The sequence below is a fragment of the Pseudomonas sp. BN417 genome (genome assembly GCF_029871205.1).
GTDB lineage: Bacteria > Pseudomonadota > Gammaproteobacteria > Pseudomonadales > Pseudomonadaceae > Metapseudomonas.
The window spans coordinates 38,536-63,174 of sequence record NZ_SSOJ01000140.1 but is presented as its reverse complement, the minus strand read 5'-3'; the positions used below and the strand labels follow the sequence as shown (position 1 = coordinate 63,174).

Genomic DNA, 24,639 nt, shown 5'->3' with positions numbered 1-24,639 from the left:
CCGCGCATGAAATTCTGCCAAGGATTGCGCGGGCCGCTGCTGGTGGCCCTGCTCTGCATTAGCAGTCTGGCGCTGGCCAAGTCCGCGCTGGATGTGAAGGTCGACCCTGCCAACGCGGCGCTGAAGGCCAATATCGAGGCCTACATCGGCGCTGTTGGCGATCGCAACGAAGAGGCCCTGCGACGTTTTCGGCGTGCCGCCGAGGAGCAGGCGCGCCTGGCCGCCCAGGCGCTGGGCTACTACCAGGCCGAGATCGACAGCCGCGTCGAGGGTGGCAAGGACCCGGCCCTGCACCTGCTGGTGGTCCCCGGCGAACCCGTGCGGCTGCGCAACGTCCAGGTGCGCATCGACGGCGAGGCCAGCGCGCACAAGGCGTTCCGCGTGCCCGAGAGCAAGGCGCTGAAACCCGGCGCCCAGCTCAATCACGGCGCCTACGAGGACGCCAAGAAACTGATCCAGAACCAGGCGCTGCGCTACGGCTACTTCGACGGCCGTTTCACCCGCCAGCGCCTGGATGTCGACCCGCGCGCCGGCGTCGCCGATATCGAGTTGGTCTATGACAGCGGCCAGCGCTACCGCCTGGGCGCGGTCAGCTTTGATGGCGACACGCCATTCGACCCGGACCTGCTGGCGCGCCTGGTGCCTTTCCCGGCCAACACTCCATACGACTCCGACCAGGTCGCCAAACTGAGCCAGAATCTCCAGGCCAGCGGCTACTTCGACGAAGTGCGGGTGGACGCCAGCCCGGTGAAGGGCGCGGGCCCGCTGATACCGGTGAAGGTCCGGCTGGCGGCGGTCAAGCCGAGCACCGTGGGCCTGGGCATCGGTTTCTCCACCGACGTCGGCCCGCGCGCGCGGGCCAACTGGACGCGTCACTGGATCAACCCCCAGGGCCATCGCCTCGGCGCCGAGACCGAGGTGTCTCCGGTGCGGCAGAACGTCGGCGCCTGGTACGAGATTCCCCTCGATCCGCCGCTCACCGACAGCCTGCGTTTCACCACCGGCCTTCAGCGCGAGAACCTGGTGGACGTCGAGAGTCGCCGCTTCACTCTGGGCGGCCAGTGGCAGTCCAAGTTACCCAGCGACTGGCAGCGGATCGTGTCCCTGCGTTGGGAGCAGGAGACCTTCGATTTCGGCGACGGTAGCGACGATGGTCGCAGCAGCTTCCTGATTCCCGGCATCAGTTATGGCGTGACCCGCAGCGATAGCAAGCTCGACCCGAACCGCGGCTATTCCCTGCTGTTCGACGTGCGCGGCGCCAAGGAAGGCATCCTTTCCGATGCCGACTTCACCTACGCCAGCGCCCTGGCCAAGGGCCTCTACACCTTGCCCGGCGGCCACCGCCTGCTGGGTCGCGCCCAGGCCGGCGGCATCGCCACCACCGATTTCGATGCCATCCCGCCGTCGCTGCGCTTCTTCGCCGGCGGCGACCAGAGCGTGCGCGGCTACGATTACCAGACCCTGTCGCCGGAAGACAGCAACGGCAAGAAAGTGGGCGGCCGCTATCTCCTGGTGGGCAGCGCCGAGTACCAGTATCCGATCACCGACAAATGGCGCATGGCCGCCTTCGTCGACCGCGGGAACGCCATGGATTCGCTCAATGCGGCGATGAAGACCGGTGCCGGCTTCGGCGTGCGCTGGGTCTCCCCGGTGGGGCCGATCCGCCTCGACCTGGCCAAGGCCCTGGACGATCCAGGTGGCTACCGCATCCACTTCTCCATGGGGCCTGAACTGTGAGGCGCGTGCTGAGGTTCGGCCTCTCGGGCCTGGCCATCGCCCTCGTCGGCCTGCTGGCGCTGATGGCCATCCTGCTGTTCAGCGAGGCTGGCGGGCGCTGGCTGCTGGGTCGGGTCCCGGGGCTGGAAGTGGAAGGCTTCGCCGGCCAGCTCGGCGGCCGCTGGAGCGCCGAACGCCTGGCCTGGCAGCAGGACGGCACCCGCCTGGAGCTGGACGCACCGCTGCTGGAGTGGTCGCCCGCCTGCCTGCTGCGCCGCACCCTGTGCATTGATGAACTGGCCAGCGACAGCATCCGGCTCGACCTACCACCGTCAGAAGCCGAGGAGGATGGCGGGCCCATCAGCCTGCCCGAGCTGCGCTTGCCCTTGGCCATAGAGCTGGGGAAGGTGCGCATCGGCCGCTTCCTCCTCGATGGCAACGACCAGCTGCAGCAGCTTGAACTGGTGGCGCACTGGCAAGCCGACGGCCTGCAACTGGAGCGCCTGAGCCTGCGTCGCGACAGCCTGGCCCTGGAGCTGCAAGGCTCCCTGCGCCCCGAAGGTGGCTGGCCCCTGGCCCTGCAGGGCAGTCTGCAGCTGCCCGCACCGGGAGACGTGCCATGGAAGCTGGCACTCAAGGCGAATGGCGACCTGCAGGGCGTGCTCAAGCTCCAGGCCGACAGCAGCGGCTATCTCGCCGGGCACCTGGATGGCGAGCTGCGCCCGCTGACGGAAAACCTCCCGGCCAGCGCCCGCTTGCGCGCCGATGGCTTCAAGGCCAGTGCCGACCTGCCGGATACCCTGACCCTCAACCAGGTGGAGTTGACCGCCAAGGGCGACCTGAAGGACGGCTATGCCGTGCAGGGCAAGGCCGCGCTGCCGGGCGAGGGGGGGGCCATAGCCCTGGACCTCGCCGGCCGGGTCGACGCCAGGGGCGCGGACATCCAACAACTCCGCCTGACCGGCGAGCCGGTGCAGAGCCTGGCGCTGCAAGGCCGCGTCGATTGGCAGCAGGCCCTGGCCATCGACAGCCGCCTGCAATGGCGCGACTTCCCCTGGCAGCGGCTGTTCCCCCAGGAGCAACCACCACCGGTGGAGTTGCACCAGTTGGATGCCGAAGTCCGCTACGCCGAATCCCGCTACGACGGCAAGTTCGACGCCAGCCTCAAGGGGCCGGCCGGCGACTTCAACCTGGGCAGCCCGGTGGCCGGCGACCTGACCAGCGTCACCCTCGCTGACCTGCAGCTCAAGGCAGGGCAGGGCAGGGCCCAGGGCCAGGTGAAGATCGACTTCGCCAATGGCGTCGGCTGGGATAGCCAGCTGGCCCTGAGCGAACTGGACCCGTCCTACTGGCTGGCGGAGCTGCCGGGCAAGCTGGCCGGCCAGTTGCGATCGAAGGGTGCCTGGCGCGAGCAGCGCTTGGAGCTTGATGCCGACCTCGACCTCAAGGGCCAGCTGCGTGGTCAGCCGGCGTTGCTCCAGGCCAAGGCCCAGGGCGCAGGAGAACGCTGGATGCTGAACGCCCTGCAGGTGCGCCTGGGCGACAACAAGGTGGAAGGCCGGGGCCAACTGGACCAGAAGCTCAGCGGCCATCTGGACCTGGCCCTGAACCGCCTTGGCCAGCTCTGGCCGAAACTCTTCGGCAGGGTTCAGGGCCGTCTCGACTTGGCCGGCACCCTGCAAGCCCCGCAAGGCACCCTGGTGCTGACCGGCGAACGCCTGGGACAGGCCGATAATCGCCTGACCAGCCTGAAGCTGGACGCCCGGCTGGACGCCGCCCAGCGGGGCCGCGTGCAACTGCAGGTGGACGGCCTGGCCTCCGGCGACAACGAATTCGGCACCCTCACCGCTGATGGTTCCGGCGACCGGGTGCGCCAGCAGCTGGAGCTCAATCTCAAGGGACCGATGCTGGACCTGCTGCTGGCCGTCGACGGCAAGCTCGACGCTGCGAACTGGCGCGGCCGCCTTGCCCGCGGGGAGGTCCAGGCCGGCGGCCAGGACTGGCACCTTGAAGCCCCGGCGCGGCTGGAGCGCCTGGCCGACGGCAAGCTGAACTTCGGCGCCCACTGCTGGCGTTCCGGGCCTGCCAGCCTCTGTGGCGGCGAGCAGCGCCTGATGCCGGAACCCAAGCTGGACTACCGCCTGCGCGACTTCCCCCTGGCCAGCCTGGCGCGCTGGCTGCCGGAGGATTTCGCCTGGCAGGGCGAACTCAATGCCGACCTCAAGCTCGACCTGCCCGCCAGCGGGCCCAACGGCCAGATCACCCTGGACGCTGGCAGCGGCGTATTGCGCCTGAAGGAAGAGGACCGCTGGGTCGATTTCCCCTACCAGCGCCTGCTGCTGGACAGCACCCTGCGTCCACAACGTATCGACAGCCAGTTGAGCTTCCAGGGGCAGGGGCTGGGTCAACTGCAGATGGACGCGCGGATCGACCCGCGCCCGGCGCAGAAGCCGCTTTCCGGGCAGTTCCGTCTGGACGGCCTGGACCTCGCCGTGCTGCGGCCTTTCGTGCCCAAGGTGGAACAGCTGGAAGGTCGCCTGCAGGGCGCCGGCAGCCTGGGCGGCACGCTGCTTGCGCCCTATGTGCTGGGCAACCTGAAGCTGAGCGACGGCCGCATCGGCGGCGGTGAGCTGCCGATGAGTTTCGAGGCCCTCGGCCTCGATGCGCGCATCGCCGGCGAAAGCCTGGAGCTGAGCGGCCAGTGGCGCAGCGGCGAGCAGGGGCAAGGCAACCTGTCCGGCAGCCTGGCCTGGGCTCGCGGCCTCGACCTCGACCTGGCTCTGCGCGGTTCGCGCCTGCCGGTGGTGGTGGAGCCCTACGCCAACCTGGAAGTGGAACCGGACCTGCGCATCGGCCTGGCCGGCGAGCGTCTGGCGGTGACCGGCAAGGTCCTGGTGCCCCGCGGCAAGATCAAGATCCGCGAACTGCCGCCCCAGGCGGTCAAGGTATCGCCGGACGCCCGCGTAGTGGGTGAACAGGACGCCGAACAGCAGCCGCTGCAGATGGCCATGGATGTGGACGTCGAAGTGGGCCAGGACCGCCTGCAGTTCTCCGGCTTCGGCCTGACGGCGGACCTCCAGGGCCACCTCAAGGTCGGCGATAACCTCACGGGGCGGGGCGAACTGGTGCTGAAGAACGGCCGCTACCGCGCCTATGGCCAGCGCCTCGACCTGCGCCGCGCGCGACTGCTGTTCGCCGGGCCCCTGGAACAGCCCTACCTGGACGTGGAAGCGATCCGCACCGTCGGCGACGTCACCGCCGGCCTGCGCCTCAATGGCCGCGCCGATGAGCCCACCACCGAGGTCTTTTCCAACCCGGCCATGAGCCAGGAGCAGGCGCTGTCGTACCTCATCCTCGGCCGCCCGCTGAACAGCAGCGGCGATGGCAACGCCGTGGGCCAGGCGGCCCTGGCCATGGGCCTGTCGGGCAGCGCGTCGGTGGCCAGCGAACTGGCCCAGCGCCTCGGCCTCAAGGACCTGCAACTGGACGACGGTGGCGCCACCGGGCAGATCACCGAGCGCCTGAGCATCCGCTACGGCCTCGGCGTGCTCGAGCCCACCAGCGTCGTGGCCCTGCGCTACGAGCTGACCAAGCGCCTCTACCTGGAAGCCGCCAGCGGCCTGGCCAGCTCCCTGGACCTGTTCTACAAGCGGGATTTCTAGGGAGTGGATAGGATTTTCCATGGGGGCCTTTCCTGTGGGGGCGAATTCATTCGCTAAGCAGGCCGAAGGCCTGCCAACAGATGGACGGGGCAGCTGCGCTGCCCTCAGCGAATGAATTCGCCCCCACAAGGTAACTGTGCCATCTCGGGCGAATGGACTAGCATCCTGGCGGTCTTGCAGGCGTTGGCTGACTCGAAAGTCAGGACAATTTCCTCGACCCGTGATTAACTCGGCGCTTTACTACAACACCACCTGAAACAAGGACCCATGCAATGGCTCAAGTAACCCTCAAGGGCAACCCGATCAACGTCGACGGCCAGCTCCCGCAGAAAGGCCAGCAAGCGCCGGCCTTCAGCCTGGTCGGCGGTGATCTGTCCGACGTGACCCTGGCCAGCCTGAGCGGCAAGCGCAAAGTACTCAACATCTTCCCGAGCATCGACACCCCGACCTGCGCCACCTCCGTGCGCAAGTTCAACGTCGAAGCCAGCAAGCTGCCCAACACTGTGGTGCTGTGCATCTCCGCCGACCTGCCGTTTGCCCAGAAGCGCTTCTGTGGCGCCGAAGGCCTGGACAACGTGGTGAACCTGTCCACCATGCGCGGCGCCTCCTTCCTCAAGGACTACGGCGTAGCCATCGCCAACGGCCCGCTGGCCGGCGTCGCCGCCCGCGCCGTGGTGGTGCTGGACGAGAACGACAAGGTGCTGCACAGCGAGCTGGTGGCCGAGATCGCCAACGAGCCTGACTACGCAGCGGCCGTCGCCGCCCTGTAAGGGATGGCGTGATGAAGAAGGGAGGCCAGTGGCCTCCCTTTTTTGTGCCCGTCGCACCCGGATTCCCCGTAGGTTGTGGCCAAGCGCAGCGCGGCCCAACGTTCGTGTTCCGCCGGTGCTCCGTTGCGTTGGGCTTCGCCGAGCTCAGCCCAACCTACAGGGTCAGCTTCAACCTTCCGGTCAGGGCGCCGGGCAGCAGCGCCGACCAGGTCTGGCGCTCGCCGTAGGTGCTGCTGGACAGGCGCAGCTGGCGCTCCTGGGTCAGGGCTTCCAGCTGGTCGCCGAGGACGCTGTAGAGGCTGTCGTCGAAGCGCATGGTGTCCACCGGCGCCTGGATCTGGCCGTCCTCCACCCAGAAGGTGGCGAAGCGGGTCATGCCGGTCATGCGTGCGGCGGGCAGGTCGGACCAGTTCAGGTACCAGAGGTTGCCGATATAGAGGCCGGTGCCCAGGCGCTCCAGCACGGCGTCCAGGGGCAGGGTGCCGGAGCCCATGACCAGGGACTGGGTCGCTTCATTGGCATCGGCGCAATTGGCCTCCAGGCCGTATTCGCGGGCGCTGCGCGGGTAGACCAGCTGGCCCGTCAGGCGGCCGTCGCGGACCAGGGCCACATCACTGCGCGGCGCGCCTTCCGGGCCGAAGGCCGGGGCCAGGGCGCCGGCCACCTGTTCGTCCAGGTTGAGCAGCGGGCTGAATTGGGCGCTGCCGTCCTGCAGGCGCTGCAGCGGGCTCTCCTTGTCGGCCAGGGCTCGGGCGGAGAAGCCGGTCCAGGAGAGCATGCCGAGGATTTCGTCGAGGGCCGCCGGCGCCAGGTAGGCGCGGTAGTCGCCGGGGTGCAGGTGGCGCAGCGGCTTGCCCAGGTGTTCCAGCTGCTGACGGGCGCCGGCAAAGCGGCGGGCGAACTCGGTGGCGTCCCAGCGGGCGCCGGCATAGTCGGCCTTCACCGCCTGGTGATTGGCGTGGAACAGGCTCCAGTCGAAATTGAAGCAGTGCGCGGCGTGCCAGCCGAAGGCGCCGAAGCTGTTGGCAAAGCCGCGGTAGAGCGGGCCGGCGGCGTAGATGCCGACGAGATCGAGGCCAGCTGCCGCGGCATCAATTTCCGCCAGCACCGTGGCGCAGTCGGGCAGGGCGGCCTCGTCCACCGAGCGCCGGTGCCAGGCCGAGCGCTCCAGCTGCAGGTAAGGGTCGGGGGGAATCTGGCCGACGACCAGGCGCAGTTGCACCAGGCCTTCGGCCAGGTTCCGGCGGTCGCAGTCGAGGTCGCCGGAGAGGGTGATGGCGATCTCCGCGCTGCGCTCGTCGCGAATCAGCCGCAAGCGGCCGGTGGCCTGGCTGACATGGCCTGCCTGGCGCACCTGGGCACGATTGAGGCGGATGAACTCGGACTCCTCGGCGCTGTACCAGAGGCTGAAGTCCTCGCCCGGCTGCAGGCTGGCGCCGAGGCTCTCGGCGAGGGCGGTGAAGCGGGATTCTGCGTCGGCCATCACTGGGCTCCTCCAAAGACTTCCACTTGTCTGAAGACGCATGCCGGCGAGGCATGGCCCACGCGTACCACCTGGTTGGGCTCACCCTTGCCGCAGAAGGGCGTCCCGTGGACTTCGAGGGTGCTGGCGTCGCCCACGGCGGCGAGGCTGCGCCAGAAGTGCGCGGAAACGCCCCGGTAGTTGGGGTTCTTCACCACACCCCGGAGTTCGCCGTCCTCGATCAGCCGGCCCCATTCGCAGCCGAACTGGAACTTGTTGCGCGCATCGTCGATGGACCAGGACCTGTTGGTGCTCATCAGCACGCCGCGCTCGATGCCGCCGATCAGCTGCGCCAGGGTCTGGTCGCCCGGTTCCAGGTTGAGGTTGGCCATGCGGTCGATGGGGGCGCGGTTCCAGCTGCTGGCGCGGCTGTTGGCCACCCCCGGCAGGCCGCTACGCAACTGCGACAGGGCGCCGCCCAGCGGCCGCAGCAGCAGGCCGCCCTGGATCAGCATTTCCTTGCGTGCCGGCATGCCGTCGTCATCGTGGCTGTAGCTGGCCAACTCTTCGGCGATGCCGGGGTCGAAGCTGATGTTGAGAAGCTCCGAGCCGTATTGATAGCGACCGAAGTCCGCCAGATCGATGAAGCTGGTGCCTGCGTAGTTGCGTTCGTCGCCGAGGATGCGGTCCAGCTCCAGCGGATGGCCGATGGATTCGTGGATCTGCAGCATCATCTGGTCCGGCATCAGCAGCAGGTCAGTGGTGCCGCTCGGGGTGTTGGGCGCCAGCAGCAGCTGCAACGCCTCGTCGGCCACCCGCGCGGCGGCGCCCTGGAAGCCCAGACGCTGCAGCACTTCGCCGCCGCCCTGCTGGCCGCTGCCGTAGCCGCCGAAGCTGCGGGTCTGGCTGTCGTTGCCGTCGAAGGCGGTGACGCTGATGCCGGGATAGGTGAAGCGCAGGTCCTGCCATTGCTCGGCGCCGGCGCTGTTGAGGTAGAGCTGCTCGAAGCGCTGGCAGTCCAGGTAGAGGCTCCAGTTGACCAGGCGCGGGTCGGTGGGAATGCGCGCGGACTCCTCCGCCAGCAGGTCGAAGCGTTCGGCGAGGCCGGGGAAGGGCGCATCCAGCCCCGGCGACTGGTAGCGCGCGCCATCTCGTGGCGGCTCCAGGCGGCTCTGCTCCACCAGGGCATGGCGGGCGATGCGCCGGGCCAGTTCCTCGGCCTTGTCCAGCGCCCGCTGCAGGCCGGCCGGGCTGAGGTCGGCGGTGGCGGCATAGGCTTCGACGCCGGCCAGGCGCACACTGAGCATGGCGCCCAGGTCGCGGGTGAGGAACGGCGGCTCGGCGACGCCGCGGCGCAGCAGGGTCTGCTCCGCGGTCTGGCGGACAACGCGCAACGAGTGGAACTCGGCGCGGGTGGTGAGGGCGGCGAAACGCTGCCGGATACCTTCGAACACGGAACTCTCCCAGTACCTGTGAATTCACTGCGTGCCAGGCCAAGGCGGCGGTCGGCACGCCACTAGTCTAGCCAGCGGCGTAAGCGCTAGGTAAATAGCCGGTAAATTGGCTTTGCCTTCTGCTTTCAACTGCTTATCGTTCACGCTCTCGCATAGCTCGACCTCGATCATGTCCCCGAAAACTGAGAAGACCCCGCTTTCCCGTTCCCTCCGTCACTGGCTGACCATTGCCTTCACCTTGCTCGCGCTGCTGGCGCTGATCTGGTGGTTCTGGCCGGAAACCGCCGCCAAGGCCAACCAGCAGGGCGGCAGGGGAGGGCCGGGCCGTCCGGGCTTCGGCGCCTTCTCGGGTCCCGTCCCGGTGCGCGTAGCCACCATCACCCAGGGCGACTTCCCGGTCTACCTCAAGGCCCTCGGCACCGTCACCGCGTTGAACACGGTGAACGTGCGTGGCCGCGTCGACGGCGAGCTGGTCAAGCTGCAGTTCGAAGAAGGCCAGCAGGTCAAGGCCGGTGACCTGCTGGCGGTGATCGACCCGCGTCCCTACCAGGTGGCCCTGCAGCAGGCTGAAGGCACGCTGGCGCAGAACCGCGCCCAGCTGAAGAACGCCGAGATCGACCTGGCGCGCTATCGCGGCCTGTATGCCGAGGACAGCATCGCCAAGCAGACCCTGGACACCCAGGAAGCGCTGGTGAACCAGTACCGCGGCACCCTCAAGTCCGATGAGGCGGCGGTGGCCGAAGCCAGGCTCAACCTCGGCTTCACCCAGGTGCGCGCGCCGATCGCCGGCCGCCTCGGCCTGCGCCAGGTGGACCTGGGCAACCTGGTCAGCAGCGGCGATACCACGCCACTGGTGGTCATTACCCAGACCAAACCCATCAGCGTCGCCTTCACCCTGCCCGAGGGCCAGCTGCCCGCGGTGGTCAGCCGCTTCCGCGCCGGCCAGCCGCTGGTGGTCGAGGCCTGGGACCGCGACGACAAGCGCCTGCAGGCCGAAGGCGTGTTGCAGAGCCTGGACAACCAGATCGACACCACCACCGGCACCCTCAAGCTGAAGGCTCGATTCGCCAACGAGGACGAAATCCTCTTCCCCAACCAGTTCGTCAATATCCGCCTGCGCGCCGAGCTGCTGCCCAAAGCCGTGCTCATCCCCTCGGCCGCCGTGCAGTTCGGCAGCCAGGGCACCTTCGCCTACGTGATGGATGGCGAGAAGAAGGTCAAGGTGCGCAAGCTGGAGACCGGTCCGGACGACGGCGAGCACACTGTGGTCAGGAGCGGCCTGCAACCGGGCGAGCGGGTGGTGCTGGAAGGTACCGACCGCCTGCGCGACGGCAGCGAGGTGGAAGTGGTGCACGACAGCGACGAAGTGCCCGTCCAGCCCACCGAGCAGTTGCAGGGCGCCAAGCCTGAAGGCCAGGACGCGAAAGGCGGCGTATGAACCTCTCCCGCCTGTTTATCCTGCGGCCGGTCGCCACCACCCTGAGCATGCTGGCGATCCTCCTCGCCGGCCTGATCGCCTACCGCCTGCTGCCGGTTTCCGCGCTGCCGGAAGTGGACTACCCGACCATCCGCGTCCTGACCCTCTATCCGGGTGCCAGCCCGGACGTGATGACCAGCGCCGTCACCGCGCCCCTGGAGCGCCAGTTCGGGCAGATGCCGGGCCTGACCCAGATGTCGTCCACCAGCTCTGGCGGTGCCTCGGTCATCACCTTGCGCTTCAGCCTGGAAGTGAAACTGGACGTGGCCGAGCAGGAGGTGCAGGCAGCCATCAACGCGGCTACCAACCTGTTGCCCAACGACCTGCCAGCGCCGCCGGTCTACAACAAGGTCAACCCGGCGGACACCCCGGTGCTGACCCTGGCCATCAGTTCGAAGACCATGCCGCTGCCCAAGCTGCATACGCTGGTGGACACCCGCATGGCGCAGAAGCTGGCGCAGATCAATGGCGTCGGCATGGTCAGCATCGCCGGCGGCCAGCGCCAGGCCGTGCGCATCCGCGTCAATCCCGAGGCCCTGGCGGCCAATGGCCTGAACCTGTCGGACGTGCGCAGCCTGGTGGGCGCGTCCAACGTCAACCAGCCCAAGGGCAACTTCGACGGCCCGACCCGCGTCTCCATGCTGGATGCCAACGACCAGCTGAAGTCCGCCGAGGAGTACGCCAACCTCATCCTCGCCTACCAGAATGGTGCGGCCCTGCGCCTGAAGGACGTGGCCGAGATCGTCGACGGTGCCGAGAACGAACGCCTGGCCGCCTGGGCCAACCAGAACGAGGCGGTGCTGCTGAACATCCAGCGCCAGCCCGGCGCCAACGTGATCGAGGTGGTGGACCGCATCCAGGCGCTGCTGCCGGCGATGACCGCCAACCTGCCGGCGGGCCTGGACGTGGTGGTGCTCACCGACCGCACCCAGACCATCCGCGCGGCCATCACCGACGTGCGGCACGAGCTGTTCCTCGCCGTTGCCCTGGTGGTGATGGTGACCTTCCTGTTCCTGCGGAGGATGAGCGCCACCATCATTCCCTCCATCGCCGTGCCGCTGTCCCTGGTGGGCACCTTCGCGGTGATGTACCTGGCCGGCTTCTCCATCAACAACCTGACCCTGATGGCCCTGACCATCGCCACCGGCTTCGTGGTGGACGATGCCATCGTCATGCTGGAGAACATCGCCCGCCACCTGGAGGAGGGCGCGACACCGCTGGAGGCTGCACTCAAGGGTGCCCGGCAGATCGGCTTCACCCTGATCTCGCTGACCTTCTCGCTGATCGCCGTGCTGATCCCGCTGCTGTTCATGGCCGATGTGGTGGGCCGGCTGTTCCGCGAGTTCGCCATCACCCTGGCGGTGGCCATCCTGATTTCGCTGGTGGTGTCCCTGACCCTGACGCCAATGATGTGCGCCCGGCTGCTCAAGCGCGAAACATCGGGCGAGGAGGGCGGCTTCTACAAGGCCAGCGGCGATTTCATCGACGGCATGATCGCCCAGTACGGCCGCGGCCTGACCTGGGTGCTCAGGCACCAGGGGCTGACCCTGCTGGTGGCCGTCGGCACCCTGGCACTCACCGTTGTGCTTTACCTGGCCGTGCCCAAGGGCTTCTTCCCGGTGCAGGACACCGGCGTTATCCAGGGCATCACCGAGGCGCCGCAATCGGTGTCCTTCCGCTCCATGAGCGAGCGCCAGCAGAAGGTCGCCGCGCTCATCCTCAAGGACCCGGCGGTGGCCAGCCTGACCTCCTACATAGGGGTGGACGGCGACAACGTCACCCTCAACAGCGGGCGCATGCTGATCAACCTCAAGCCCCACGGCGAACGCGACGTTACCGCCAGCGAGGTGATCCAGCGCCTGCAGCCCGAGCTGGACCGGCAGAGCGACATCCGTCTTTACCTGCAGCCGGTGCAGGACCTGACCATCGAAGACCGGGTCAGCCGCACCCAGTTCCAGTTCAGCATGGAGTCGCCTGACGCCGAGCTGCTCAACGAGTGGACCGGCAAGCTGGTGGACGCCCTGCGCCAGCAGCCGGAGCTCTCGGACGTGGCCAGCGACCTGCAGGACAAGGGCCTGCAGGTCTACCTCAACATCGACCGCGACATGGCCGGGCGCCTGGGCGTGGAAATATCCGCCATCACCGACGCGCTCTACGACGCCTTTGGCCAGCGGCAGATCTCCACCATCTTCACCCAGGCCAGCCAGTACCGCGTGGTGCTGGAATCCGCCGCCGGCGAGCGCATCGGCCCGCAGGCGCTGCAACAGATCCACGTCGCCACCAGCGCCGGCACCCAGGTGCCGCTCTCGGCCCTGGCCAAGGTGGAGGAGCGCCAGGCGCAACTGGCGATCAACCATATCGGCCAGTTCCCGGCGGTGACCCTGTCTTTCAACCTGGCCCCCGGCGTCGCCCTGGGCGAGGCGGTGGCGGTGATCGAGCGGGTGCAGCAGGAGATCGGCATGCCGGAAGGCATCCAGACCCGCTTCCAGGGCGCGGCGGCGGCCTTCCAGGCGTCGCTGTCCAGCACCCTGCTGCTGATCCTGGCCGCCGTGGTGACCATGTACATCGTCCTCGGCGTGCTCTACGAGAGCTACATCCACCCGGTGACCATTCTCTCGACGCTGCCGTCGGCCGGCGTCGGCGCCTTGCTGGCGCTGCTGCTGACGGGCAACGACCTGGGCCTGATCGCCATCATCGGCATCATCCTCTTGATCGGCATCGTCAAGAAGAACGCGATCATGATGATCGACTTCGCCCTGGAGGCGGAGCGCAACCAGGGGATGCCCCCGGAGGCGGCGATCTACCAGGCGGCGCTGCTGCGCTTCCGGCCGATCCTGATGACCACCCTGGCGGCCCTGTTCGGCGCCATCCCGCTGATGCTCGCCACCGGCTCCGGCGCCGAACTGCGCCAGCCCCTGGGCCTGGTGATGGTCGGCGGGCTGCTGCTGTCCCAGGTGCTGACCCTGTTCACGACGCCGGTGATCTACCTGGCCTTCGACCGCCTGGCCCGTCGCTTCACCGGCCGCAGCGCGGCGGGGGTGGCGGTATGAACCGCCTTTGCTCCCTCTCCCTCTGGGGCGAATCAGGCACGCTTTTGGAAGCACTGCTTCCGGTGCCTGTGAGCGCCAGAAGGCGAAGCGTTCTGGCCGGGGCGCAGAGCGGGGCTGGGGTGAGGGTAACCATGCCCCGCTCGGTCTCCAGCGACATCCACCATCCCTCATCCGACCCTTCGGGCCACCTTCTCCCAGAGGGAGAAGGGAAATGAACCTCTCCGCCCCCTTCATCCACCGTCCGGTGGCCACCATGCTGCTGAGCCTGGCGATCCTGCTGCTGGGCAGCGTCAGCTTCGGCCTGCTGCCGGTGTCGCCGCTGCCGCAGATGGACTTCCCGGTAATCACGGTGCAGGCCAGCCTGCCCGGCGCGAGCCCGGAGATCATGGCCTCCAGCGTCACCACGCCGCTGGAGCGGTCCCTCGGTACCATCGCCGGGATCAGCCAGATGACCAGCCGCACCAGCCAGGGCTCGACGCGGATCATCGTGCAGTTCGACCTGGACCGCGACATCAACGGCGCGGCCCGCGACGTGCAGGCGGCCATCAATGCCTCGCGCAACCTGCTGCCGAGCGGCATGCGCAGCATGCCCACCTACAAGAAGGTCAATCCGTCCCAGGCGCCGATCATGGTGCTGTCGTTGACCTCCGACGTAAAGGAGAAAGGCCAGCTCTACGACCTCGCGTCCACCATCCTGGCCCAGAGCCTGTCCCAGGTCAGGGGCGTGGGCGAAGTGCAGATCGGCGGCAGCTCCCTGCCGGCGGTGCGGGTGGAGCTGGAACCGCAGTTGCTGACTCAATACGGCATCGCCCTGGACGACGTGCGCAGCACCATCGCTGCGGCCAATCAACGCCGCCCCAAGGGCGCGGTGGAAGATGCCGGCCGGCATTGGCAGGTGGGCGCCAACGACCAGCTGGAGAAGGCCGCCGACTACGCGCCGCTGATCCTCCGCTACCAGGACGGCGCCGCGCTGCGCCTGGGCGACGTGGCCAAGGTCCGTGACGCGGTGGAAGACCGCTACAACAGCGGCTTCTTCAACGACGACTCGGCGGTGCTGCTGGTGATCAACCGCCAGGCCGGTGCCAACATCATCGAGACCATCGAAAGCATCAAGCAGCAGCTTCCCGCGCTGCAGGCGGTACTGCCGGCCAGCGTCAAGCTGGACCTGGCGATGGACCGTTCACCCGTGATCCGCGCCACCCTGCACGAAGCCGAGCGCACCCTGCTGATCGCGGTGGCGCTGGTGATACTGGTGGTCTACCTGTTCCTCGGCAACCTGCGCGCCTCGCTGATCCCGGCGCTGGCGGTACCGGTGTCGCTGGTGGGCACCTTCGCCGTGATGTACCTGATGGGCTTCTCCCTCAACGTGCTGTCGCTGATGGCACTGATCCTCGCCGCCGGCCTGGTGGTGGACGATGCCATCGTGGTGCTGGAGAACATCTCCCGGCACATCAACAACGGCATGGCGCCCTTCAAGGCGGCGTTGCAGGGCACCCGCGAGGTGGGCTTCACCCTGCTGTCGATGAACCTCTCGCTGGTGGCGGTGTTCGTCTCCATCCTGTTCATGGGCGGCATCATCGACCGGCTGTTCCGCGAGTTCTCCCTGACCCTGGCGGTGGCCATACTGGTCTCGCTGCTGGTGTCCCTGACCCTGACGCCCATGCTCAGCGCGCGCTGGCTGAAGCCTCATGTGCCGGACCAGGACAGCCGCCTGCAACGCTGGAGCGAAGCGCTGCACCAGCGCATGGTCGGCGCCTACGACCGTACCCTGGGCGTGGCCCTGCGCCATCCGCGCCTGACCCTGGCCAGCCTGCTGGTGACCATCGCCTGCAACGTCGCCCTCTATGTGCTGGTGCCCAAGACCTTCCTGCCGCAGCAGGACACCGGCCAGCTGATCGGTTTCATCCGCGGCGACGACGGCCTGTCCTTCAGCGTGATGCAGCCGAAGATGGAAATCTTCCGCCGCGCCGTGCTCGAGGACCCGGCGGTGGAAAGCGTGGCCGGCTTCATCGGCGGCAGCGGCGGCATCAACAACGCCTTCATGATCGTGCGCCTGAAGCCGATCAAGGAGCGCAAGGTTTCGGCGCAGAAGGTCATCGAGCGGCTGCGCGCCAGCCTGCCCAAGGTACCCGGCGGCCGGTTGATGCTGATGGCCGACCAGGACCTGCAGTTCGGCGGCGGCCGCGAGCAGCGCAGCTCGCAATACGAGTACGTGCTGCAGTCCGGCGAACTGACCGACCTGCGCACCTGGGGCCCGAAAGTCACCGCTGCGCTGAAGTCCCTGCCGGAGCTCACCGCCATCGACGCCAACGAAGGCGAGGGCGCCCAGCAGATCACCCTGGTGGTGGACCGTGACACCGCCAAGCGCCTGGGGGTGGACATGGCCATGGTCAGCTCGGCGCTGAACAACGCCTACAGCCAGCGGCAGATTTCCACCATCTACGACACCCTGAACCAGTACCAGGTGGTGATGGAGGTCAACCCGAAGTACGCCCGGGATCCGGAAACCCTCAAGCAGGTCCAGCTGATCACCGCCGATGGCCAGCGGGTGCCGCTGTCCAGCTTCGCCCGCTACGAGCGCAGCCTGGAGGAAGACCGGGTCAACCATGAGGGCCAGTTCGCCTCGGAAAGCATCGCCTTCGACCTGGCGCCCGGCGTCAGCCTGGACAAGGCCACCGTGGCCATCGAGAAGGCGGTGGCCGCCATCGGCCTGCCCAGCTCGGTGATCGCCCGCATGGGCGGCAGCGCCGATGCCTTCCAGACTACCCAGCAGAACCAGCCCTGGATGATTCTCGCCGCCCTGGTGCTGGTGTACCTGGTGCTGGGCATCCTCTACGAGAGCTACATCCACCCGCTGACCATCCTTTCCACGCTGCCTTCGGCGGGCGTCGGGGCGCTGCTGGCGATCCTGCTCACCGGCGGGGAGTTCAGCCTGATCTCGCTGCTCGGCCTGTTCCTGTTGATCGGCGTGGTGAAGAAGAACGCCATCATGATGATCGACCTCGCCCTGCAACTGGAGCGCCAGGATGGGATGTCCCCGGACGAGTCCATCCGCCAGGCCTGCCTGCTGCGCCTGCGGCCGATCCTGATGACCACCATCGCCGCCATCCTCGGCGCCGTGCCGCTGCTGATCGGCGGCACCGAGGGGGCGGAAATGCGCCAGCCCCTGGGCATGGCCATCATCGGCGGCCTGGTGCTGAGCCAGTTGCTGACCCTCTACACCACCCCCGTGGTCTACCTCTACCTCGACCGTCTGCGCCACCGCTTCAACCGCTGGCGCGGCGTTCGTACCGACGCTGCTTTGGAAACACCGCTATGAACACCGCCGCACTTCCCGTCAAACCCCTGCGCCGCGCCGTGGCCCTGGCCCTTGCCGGCCTGCTGCTCGCCGGCTGCGCCATAGGCCCGGATTACCAGCGACCGGAGCAGAGCGTGCCGGCGCAGTTCAAGCACGCCGAAGGCTGGACCCTGGCCAGCCCGGCGGACCTGGAACACCGTGGCCGCTGGTGGGAGCTGTACGGCGACGCCACCCTCGACGACCTGCAGCGGCGCCTGGAGGCCTCCAACCAGACTCTGGCCCAGTCCGTCGCCCAGTACCGCCAGGCCCAGGCCCTGGCCCGTGGCGCCCGCGCGTCCTTCTTCCCCTCGGTCACCGCCAACGCTGGCAAGACCCGCTCGGGGCAGGGCGGTGGCGACAGCACGGTACGCCTCGCGGACGGCTCCACCGTCACCAGCTCCGGTGGCGGCGGCGTGTCCAAGAGCTATGACGCCAGCCTCGGGGTGAACTGGGAAATCGACCTCTGGGGCAAGCTGCGCCGGCAACTGGAGGCCGACACCGCGAGCATGCAGGGCAGCGCCGCCGACCTCGCCGCCGTGCGCCTCAGCCTGCAGTCGGAACTGGCGCAGAACTACCTGCAGCTGCGCGTGCTGGACGCCCAGAAGCGCCTGCTCGAGGCCACCATCGCCGCCTACCAGCGCGCCCTGACCCTCACCGAGAACCAGTACAGGGCCGGCATAGTCACCCGCGCCGATGTGGCCCAGGCCACCACCCAGCTGAAGAGCACCCAGGCCCAGGCCATCGACCTCAAGTACCAGCGTGCCCAGCTGGAGAACGCCATCGCCGTGCTGGTGGGCCTGCCGCCGTCGGAGTTCAGCCTGGCCGAGGTGGACAGCGTGCCGGCGCTGCCCGAAGTGCCGACCCTGCTGCCGTCGCAACTGCTGGAACGACGCCCGGACGTGGCCACCGCCGAGCGCGACGTGATGGCCGCCAACGCCCAGATCGGCGTGGCCAAGTCGGCCTACTTCCCCAGCCTCAGCCTGAGCGCCGCCGGCGGCTACCGCAGCGGCAGCCTGCAGGACTGGATCACCACGCCCAACCGCTTCTGGTCCATCGGCCCGGAATTCGCCATGACCCTGTTCGACGGTGGCCTGATCCGCTCCCAGGTGGCCCAGGCCGAGGCCAGCTACGACCAGACTGTGGCCTTCTACCGCCAGACCGTGCTCGACAGCTTCCGCGAAGCCGAGGACTACATGGTCCAGCTCGATGTGCTGGAAGAGGAGAGCGGGGTGCAGCAGGAGGCCCTGGACGCCGCCCGCGAAGCGCTGCGCCTGATCAGCAACCAGTACAAGGCCGGTACCGTGGACTACAACAGTGTGGTCACCAACCAGGCCACCGCCCTGAACAACGAGCGCACCGTCCTCACCCTGCTCGGCAGCCGCCTGACCACCAGTGTCCAGCTGATCGCCGCCCTCGGCGGGGGTTGGGACCAGGGGCAGCTGGAGAAGGTGGATTCGGATTCCGAGGAAACCCCCTGATTCACGGGGCATCGCTCCCACATCTGTTTCCCCCTAGGAAGACAGTCAGTAGCCCGGATGAAATCCGGGAATAGTCCCACCGCGGCTCCCGGATTTCATCCGGGCTACGATTTGCTTCTTTGTGGGGGCGAATTCATTCGCGAAGGACAGCGCAGCTGTCCCATTGGAACATCCAGGGCGTGCCTGCGGCCCGCTTAGCGAATGAATTCGCCCCCACAAGGGTCATTCCCCTCACACACACCCTTCAACCGTTCCACCAACTCCTCTCCTGCACCACCCAACCCGGCCCGCCCATAAAGCGCCAGGCGCAAGCCCTGGATCTCCGGCAATCCTTCTTCCTCTCCCAGCAACCGATGCTCCGGCCCCAGCACGCGCAGCGGCAGCAAGCTCACCCCCAGCCCCGCCGCCACCGCCGCGCGCACGCTGGCCAGGCTGGCGCTGGAGTAGGCGATGCGCCAGCGCCGGCCTTGCACGTCCAGGCCATGGAGCATTTCGTTGCGGTACAGGCCGCCGGCGGGGAACACCACCAGCGGCATGGGCTCGCGGCCGAAGGCCGGTTGCCTGGCGCTGTCGACCCAGCCGAGGGGCTCCGGCCAGGACGCCAGGCTGTCGCTGTCATCGCCCATGCGCTTGATCAGCAGCAGGTCGAACTCGCCGCCCTGGTAGAGCCGCAGCAGTTCCGGGCTGAGGCCGCTGGTCACCTCGAGGCGCACGCCGGGATGGGCGGCGGAGAACTCCGCCAGTACCGGCATCAGCCGTTCGGCGGCGAAGTCCTCGGGCACGCCCAGGCGCAGCACGCCGCTGCCGGGCTGGTGGAGCAGTACCTCGGCGGCTTCTTCCTGCAGGGCGAGGATGCGCCGGGCGTAGCCGAGCAGCTGTTCGCCCTCGGCGGTAGCCACTACCTGACGCTGGCTGCGGTCCAGCAGGCGGCAACCCAGGCTTTCCTCCAGCCGGCGCAATTGTTGGCTGACGGTGGACTGGGTCAGGTGCAACCGCTCGGCGGCGCGGGTGAAATTGCCGCAGTCGGCCACCGCCACGAAGCTGCGAAGGAGGAGCGGATCGAACATGTGAGTATTCCTGGATCAACTGATAGGCATGGTTATATTTAATTTCAGAATACTTGACCAGAAGGACATAATTTCGCCCATTCTTTCGCGCCCGGAGGTACGCCATGAAAGCCGGAATCATCCCGACCCTGTCCCTTGCCGCCGGGCTCCTCCTCGGCGGCCAGGCGAACGCCGACCAGGCGTCGGCACAGCGCCTGCTGCAGGCCGCCGGCGCTGGTGACCTGCCGACGGTCGACGCCCTGCTCGAGCAGGGCATGGCCGTGGACGTGCGCGATGCCCAGGGCAACACGCCGCTACTGCTGGCCACCGCCGCCAACCGGGTGGAGGTGGCGCGCCGGCTGATGGACGCAGGGGCCGACGTCAACCTGCAGAATCGCATGCAGGACAGCGCCTACCTGCTGGCCGGCGCCAGTGGCTACCAGCAGATCCTCGAACTGACCCTGGCCCATGGCGCCGACCTGCGCAGCACCAACCGCTTCGGCGGCACCGCGCTGATCCCCGCTTGCGAGCGCGGCCATGTGGACACGGTGCGCACCCTGATCGCTGCCGGAGTGGACCTCGACCACGTCAACAAGCTGGGCTGGACCTGCCTGCTGGAAGCCGTGCTGCTGGGCGACGGCGGCCCGGCCCACCAGCGCATCGTCGAGCTGCTGATCGCCGCCGACGCCGACCTCGACCTGCCCGACAAGGATGGCGTCACCCCCTTGCAACATGCCGAGCAGCGCGGCCAGCGGGAAATTGCCGCCAAGCTGCGCGCTGCCGGCGCCCGCTGAATACTGGAGTACCCCATGACGGAAGACCGCAACTACCTCGAACAGGCCGTGGAACTGGCGCGACAGAATGTCGAGCAGGGCGGCCGTCCTTTCGGCGCGCTGCTGGTGCGCGATGGCCAGGTCCTGTCCCGCGCAGTGAACGAAATCCACCTCAGCCAGGACCCCACTGCCCACGCCGAACTCCAGGCCATCCGTGCCGCCAGCCGGCAGCTGGGCCCGCGCCTGGACGGCTGCGTGATCTACGCCAGCGGCCAGCCGTGCCCCATGTGCCTCGCGGCCATGCACCTGTGCGGGGTGGCGCGGGTGGTATTCGCCGCGGCCAATGCCGAGGGCGAACCCTTCGGTCTTTCCACCGCCGCCGTCTACCAGCAGATGGCCCTGCCGCTGCAGCAGCAGAAGCTGGACATCCAGCACCTGCCGCAACCGGCCATGGCCGAGATCTACGCCCGCTGGAAGACCCTGCATGCCGCGCGCTGATCGCCTCGAAACCTTCGCCGCCTGGGCGCTGCTGGTGGTCCTGGGGCTCAACCTGCGGCCCATCCTCAGCTCGGTCAGCCCGTTGCTGGCGGACATCCGCGCCGCCACCGGCATGGGCTTCCAGACTGCCGCCCTGCTCACGACCCTGCCGGTGATCTGCATGGGCCTGGTGGCCTTGCTGAGCAACCGCCTCGGCGGCCTGGGCGAGCGCCGCGGCATTGGCCTCGGCCTCGCGCTGATCGCCGGGGCCTGCGTGGCACGGCTGCTCTGTGGCCAGGCGGGGCCGCTGCTGGCCACCGCACTGCTGGGAGGCGCCGGCGTGGCGTTGATCCAGGCGTTGCTGCCGACCATGATCAAACGCCGTTTCGAAGGCCACGTGGCCCTGGCCATGGGCGTCTACTCGGCGTCCCTGATGGGCGGCGGTGGTCTGGCGGCGCTGTTCAGTCCGCTGCTGGCGCAGCAGTTCGAGCACTGGCAGGCGGGGCTCGGTCTGTGGATGCTGCCGGCGCTGCTGGCCCTGGCGCTCTGGCTGGCACGCCCCTTGCCCAGTCCGGCACCGGTTGCCGCCGCCAGGCCGACGAGCTTCCTCGGCAATCGCCGCGCCTGGTTGCTGGCGCTCTATTTCGGCCTGGTGAATTGCGGCTACATGAGCATGGTGGCCTGGCTGCCGGCCTACTATCAGCAACTCGGCTGGAGCCCGACCCGCAGCGGCTCGTTGCTGGCATTCATGACCATCTTCCAGGTGCTGGCCGCCCTCAGCATGCCGGCCCTGGCGCAACGCGGCAGCGACCGCCGGCCACTGCTGTCGGTGAGCCTGCTGGCTCAGGTCGTGGGCTACGCCGGCCTGATCTGGGCGCCCCTGGCGTTCGCCGGCCTTTGGGTGGCGCTGATCGGTTTCGGCCTGGGCGCCTGCTTCGCCCTCAGCCTGATCCTCACCCTCGACCACCGCCGCGACCCGCGCGAGGCTGGCCAGCTGGCGGCTTTCGTGCAGGGCGTGGGTTTCCTGATCAACGCCGTCTCGCCCTGGCTCAGCGGCTGGCTGCGGGAGCTCACCGGCAGCTTCACAAGCGCCTGGCTGGTGCTGGTGGTGAGCGTGGTGTTGATGTTGGGGGTGACCCGGCTGTTCAGCCCGGCAAGCTACCGGCCGGTGGCGGAGAGGCGGCCACTGGTGGAGTTGAACTAGAGGGCGCTCCCTCTCCCTCTGGGAGAGGGCGGGGGTGAGGGCAGTGTCCGTCCACTCGGACCAGCGTTGGGCTTCGCTGCGCTCTGCCCAACCTACGAAGTCCGCTGATGGCCGGTGCCGCACACCGCGCCAACTCCGGCTATACCACTGAAATACCCTGCAGCCGGCATAGGCCGGGGCTTCGAGGGGTACCCGGGAGGCTCGCATGTCGCAATCCGCTAGAACCGCCATCGTCACCGGGGCATCCCGTGGCATAGGCGCCGCCATTGCGCGACGCCTGGCCGCCGATGGCATCCAGGTGGTGGTCAACTACGCCACCCGACCGGAGGCCGCGGAACAGGTGGTACAGGAGATCAGGCTGGCGGGGGGCCAGGCCTACCCGATACTGGCCGATATCAGCGACCCGGTGGCGGTGGCCGTGTTGTTCGACCAGACGGAAATGGAGTTCGGCGGCATCGACATCCTGATCAACAACGCCGGGGTGATCCAGCCCGGTCTTGTACCCCTGGCCGACACCGACATGGCGCTCTACGACCGCCTCTTCGCCATCAATACCCGCGGCACCTTCAACACCCTCAAGTTGGCGGCCACGCGCCTGCGCAGCGGTGGGCGCATCGTCAACCTGTCCAGCAGCGTAGTGGGGATGGGCCTGCCGGGCTATGCCATCTACGCCGCGTCCAAGGCGGCGGTGGAAACCATGAGCGCGATCTTCGCCCGCGAGTTGCGCGGCCGGAACATCTCGGTCAACTGCGTGGCACCGGGGCCCACGGCCACCAACCTGTTCCTCGAAGGCAAGCCGGCCGAACTGGTGGAGCGCCTGACCCGGCAGGCGCCCCTGGAACGAATAGGGAATCCGGAGGACATCTCCAGCCTGGTGGCCTTTCTGGTCGGGCCGGAAGGAGCCTGGGTCAACGGCCAGACCCTGCGGGTCAATGGCGGGATCGTGTAGCCCCGGATCGGCTCAGGCCGCGACATCCAGCAGCGTCTCGGTTTCTTCCAGCAGTTCCTCCAGCAGGAAGTCGTCCATGTCCGGCTCCAGCGCCGCGGCGCTGCCGAGCTGTCCGGTGGGGACCAGGCGCACCTGGTTGCCGTCCCGCTCGACCCGATGCTCGCCGCCGCAGGCGCGGCAGTAGACGAGGGATCCGCTGGGCTGGCTGTGCTTGACCACGATGATCGGTCCGCAGCCGGCGCAGTGCTGCAGCGGGATATGCGGCTCACTATGGCCGACTATGTGCTCCAGGGCGCCGCGCTCGCCCAGGGCGATCAGCCGTTCGCCGCATTCGCGATCGAACTGTCTGCCGAGGTACTCGGCGACGATGTCCAGCGCCGTGGCGATGGGCATGGCACTGCGATAGGGGCGGGTGCTGGTCATGGCGTCGAAGGCGTCCGTGACCCCGACTATCCGCGCTTCCAGGGGAATAGCCTCGCCGCGCAAGCCCTGCGGGTAGCCGCGACCGTCCGGGGTCTCGTGGTGCATCAGCACCGCCGGCAGCACCAGGGGCGCCAGCGGGTGACCGCTGAGCAGGCGCTGGCCGACTTCCGGGTGGGTGCGCATGATTTCCAGCTCATGCTCGTCGAGCGGCCCTGGCTTGTTCAGCACGGCGTCGGGCACGCCTATCTTGCCGAGGTCATGGAGAAATCCGCCGAGGGTGATGCGCGCCACCTCTGAGGGGGGCAGGCCCAGGTCCATGGCCAGCAGTTGGGAAAACTGGGAAACGCGCCAGAGGTGGCCGCCGGTATAGGCGTCCCGGGCCTCCACCAGGGCGGCCATCACGTAGAGGCTTTTCAGCAGCGGGTGGATGGCGCTGGCCGCGACGCCGAGACGGGGCCGGTAACCGGGGATGTTCATCAGGTGTTCCTCCGCAGGGTTGGAGGTGGAACAGCACGTGAGGGACCTTCCTGATTACGCCCGACCGCGGCCGTTGGGAAGGGCGCTTCATCGGCTGGTGCCGGCCATCGACAAAGGGGCGCCGTCCACGGTCCGGGTGCCATGCTTGAATTGGGCAGGAGGCAGTCATGAAGGGTTACCAGCTTACGCTCTACACGCAGCAGAACCGCCGGCACCAGGGCAAGATGCTCGCCGACTGGGTAGTCGGCCTGGCCATGGACATGGGCTTGCGCGGCGCCACCCTGGTTTCCGGTATCGAGGGGTTCGGCCATACGAGGCAGTTCCATTCCCACCACTTCTTCGAGATGGCCGACCAGCCGATGCTGATCCTCATGGCCCTTTCCGAGGACGAATGCGACGCCCTGCTGAAGCGCCTGGACGAGGAGGGCGTGCCGCTGTTCTACGTCAAGGTGCCGGCCGAGTTCGGGCTGCTGGGCACACCGGTGGATGCCTGAGCCGCGCGGCTCTGCGACAATCGCCCATCCGTGTCCGCTTTCTCGAGAGCTCGATGAATCCTGAAGACCTGCTGCTCCTGGTCACCCGCGAAATGCCCTACGGCAAGTACAAGGGCCGGCTGCTCGCCGACCTGCCGGGGAACTACCTCAACTGGTTTGCCCGCGAGGGCTTTCCCAAGGGCGAGATCGGGCGGCTGCTGATGCTGATGCAGGAGATCGACCACAACGGGTTGAAGCCGCTGCTGGAGCCGTTGCGCAAGAAGCGCTGATGCCGCGCTTTCCCTTTTTGTGGGGGCGATTTCAATCGCTGAGCAGTCCGCAGGACTGCCCCGCAGACATCGAATCGGGGCAACTGCGTTGCCCTTAGCGAATGAATTCGCCCCCACAGGG

At 68.0% G+C, this 24,639-nt stretch carries 17 protein-coding genes; 13 read left to right on the top strand and 4 right to left on the bottom strand.

Annotation, left to right across the window (positions count from 1 at the left end; all coding sequences use genetic code 11):
* Positions 1–6: 6 nt before the first annotated feature.
* From E8F11_RS19520 to tpx, 3 genes are all read left to right on the top strand, one after another.
* Complete coding sequence (locus E8F11_RS19520) at positions 7–1,737, top strand: autotransporter assembly complex family protein (RefSeq protein WP_280290508.1); 1,731 nt, start codon at positions 7–9, stop codon at positions 1,735–1,737.
* A gap of 62 nt (positions 1,738–1,799) precedes the next feature.
* Positions 1,800–5,378 (top strand): translocation/assembly module TamB domain-containing protein, encoded by a 3,579-nt coding sequence (locus E8F11_RS19515; protein WP_280290579.1) that lies wholly within the window; start codon positions 1,800–1,802, stop codon positions 5,376–5,378.
* Positions 5,379–5,650: 272 nt separating this feature from the next.
* On the top strand, positions 5,651–6,148 hold the full coding sequence (gene tpx, locus E8F11_RS19510) for a thiol peroxidase (protein ID WP_280290507.1): 498 nt from the start codon (positions 5,651–5,653) through the stop codon (positions 6,146–6,148).
* A 154-nt stretch (positions 6,149–6,302) separates the two neighbouring features.
* Here tpx and E8F11_RS19505 read toward each other — a convergent pair whose 3' ends face one another.
* Together E8F11_RS19505 and E8F11_RS19500 are read right to left on the bottom strand one after the other, a co-directional pair.
* Entirely contained in the window at positions 6,303–7,631 is a 1,329-nt protein-coding gene (locus E8F11_RS19505) for a TldD/PmbA family protein (protein ID WP_280290506.1), read from the bottom strand.
* Positions 7,631–9,064, bottom strand: a complete 1,434-nt coding sequence (locus E8F11_RS19500) for a TldD/PmbA family protein (RefSeq protein WP_280290505.1) — start codon at positions 9,062–9,064, stop codon at positions 7,631–7,633. The genes E8F11_RS19505 and E8F11_RS19500 overlap by 1 nt, the downstream gene beginning before the upstream one ends.
* 169 nt (positions 9,065–9,233) lie before the next feature.
* Between E8F11_RS19500 and E8F11_RS19495 the strand changes: the two genes are divergently transcribed.
* The 4 genes from E8F11_RS19495 to E8F11_RS19480 all read left to right on the top strand — a co-directional run bounded on the left by E8F11_RS19495 (position 9,234) and on the right by E8F11_RS19480 (position 18,406).
* A complete protein-coding gene (locus E8F11_RS19495; protein WP_280290504.1) occupies positions 9,234–10,502 on the top strand; it encodes an MdtA/MuxA family multidrug efflux RND transporter periplasmic adaptor subunit in 1,269 nt (422 codons plus the stop codon).
* Positions 10,499–13,591 carry an MdtB/MuxB family multidrug efflux RND transporter permease subunit gene (locus E8F11_RS19490; RefSeq protein ID WP_280290503.1) on the top strand — a complete coding sequence of 1,031 codons (3,093 nt, stop codon included), beginning with the start codon at positions 10,499–10,501 and terminating at the stop codon, positions 13,589–13,591. Before E8F11_RS19495 ends, E8F11_RS19490 begins: the two co-directional genes overlap by 4 nt.
* 211 nt (positions 13,592–13,802) lie before the next feature.
* Positions 13,803–16,910 carry an efflux RND transporter permease subunit gene (locus tag E8F11_RS19485; protein ID WP_280290502.1) on the top strand — a complete coding sequence of 1,036 codons (3,108 nt, stop codon included), beginning with the start codon at positions 13,803–13,805 and terminating at the stop codon, positions 16,908–16,910.
* Complete coding sequence (locus E8F11_RS19480) at positions 16,907–18,406, top strand: efflux transporter outer membrane subunit (protein WP_280290501.1); 1,500 nt, start codon at positions 16,907–16,909, stop codon at positions 18,404–18,406. The genes E8F11_RS19485 and E8F11_RS19480 overlap by 4 nt, the downstream gene beginning before the upstream one ends.
* Positions 18,407–18,600: 194 nt before the next feature.
* Here E8F11_RS19480 and E8F11_RS19475 read toward each other — a convergent pair whose 3' ends face one another.
* A complete protein-coding gene (locus E8F11_RS19475) occupies positions 18,601–19,473 on the bottom strand; it encodes a LysR substrate-binding domain-containing protein (protein WP_280290500.1) in 873 nt (290 codons plus the stop codon).
* A gap of 104 nt (positions 19,474–19,577) precedes the next feature.
* Between E8F11_RS19475 and E8F11_RS19470 the strand changes: the two genes are divergently transcribed.
* The 4 genes from E8F11_RS19470 (at position 19,578) to E8F11_RS19455 (ending at position 22,855) form a co-directional block, all read left to right on the top strand.
* A complete protein-coding gene (locus tag E8F11_RS19470) occupies positions 19,578–20,246 on the top strand; it encodes an ankyrin repeat domain-containing protein (RefSeq protein ID WP_280290499.1) in 669 nt (222 codons plus the stop codon).
* Positions 20,247–20,261: 15 nt separating this feature from the next.
* Positions 20,262–20,723 carry a nucleoside deaminase gene (locus tag E8F11_RS19465; protein WP_280290498.1) on the top strand — a complete coding sequence of 154 codons (462 nt, stop codon included), beginning with the start codon at positions 20,262–20,264 and terminating at the stop codon, positions 20,721–20,723.
* Positions 20,710–21,906, top strand: coding sequence for a CynX/NimT family MFS transporter (locus E8F11_RS19460; protein ID WP_280290497.1), 1,197 nt, complete (start codon positions 20,710–20,712; stop codon positions 21,904–21,906). Before E8F11_RS19465 ends, E8F11_RS19460 begins: the two co-directional genes overlap by 14 nt.
* A gap of 205 nt (positions 21,907–22,111) precedes the next feature.
* Positions 22,112–22,855 carry an SDR family oxidoreductase gene (locus E8F11_RS19455; RefSeq protein WP_280290495.1) on the top strand — a complete coding sequence of 248 codons (744 nt, stop codon included), beginning with the start codon at positions 22,112–22,114 and terminating at the stop codon, positions 22,853–22,855.
* Positions 22,856–22,867: 12 nt separating this feature from the next.
* On the opposite strand, the gene E8F11_RS19450 is transcribed toward E8F11_RS19455, so the two are convergent.
* On the bottom strand, positions 22,868–23,755 hold the full coding sequence (locus E8F11_RS19450) for an HD-GYP domain-containing protein (protein WP_280290494.1): 888 nt from the start codon (positions 23,753–23,755) through the stop codon (positions 22,868–22,870).
* A gap of 167 nt (positions 23,756–23,922) precedes the next feature.
* Between E8F11_RS19450 and E8F11_RS19445 the strand changes: the two genes are divergently transcribed.
* A complete protein-coding gene (locus E8F11_RS19445; RefSeq protein WP_280290493.1) occupies positions 23,923–24,249 on the top strand; it encodes a DUF190 domain-containing protein in 327 nt (108 codons plus the stop codon).
* A gap of 53 nt (positions 24,250–24,302) precedes the next feature.
* Complete coding sequence (locus E8F11_RS19440; protein WP_280290492.1) at positions 24,303–24,518, top strand: DUF3820 family protein; 216 nt, start codon at positions 24,303–24,305, stop codon at positions 24,516–24,518.
* Positions 24,519–24,639 lie beyond the last annotated feature (121 nt).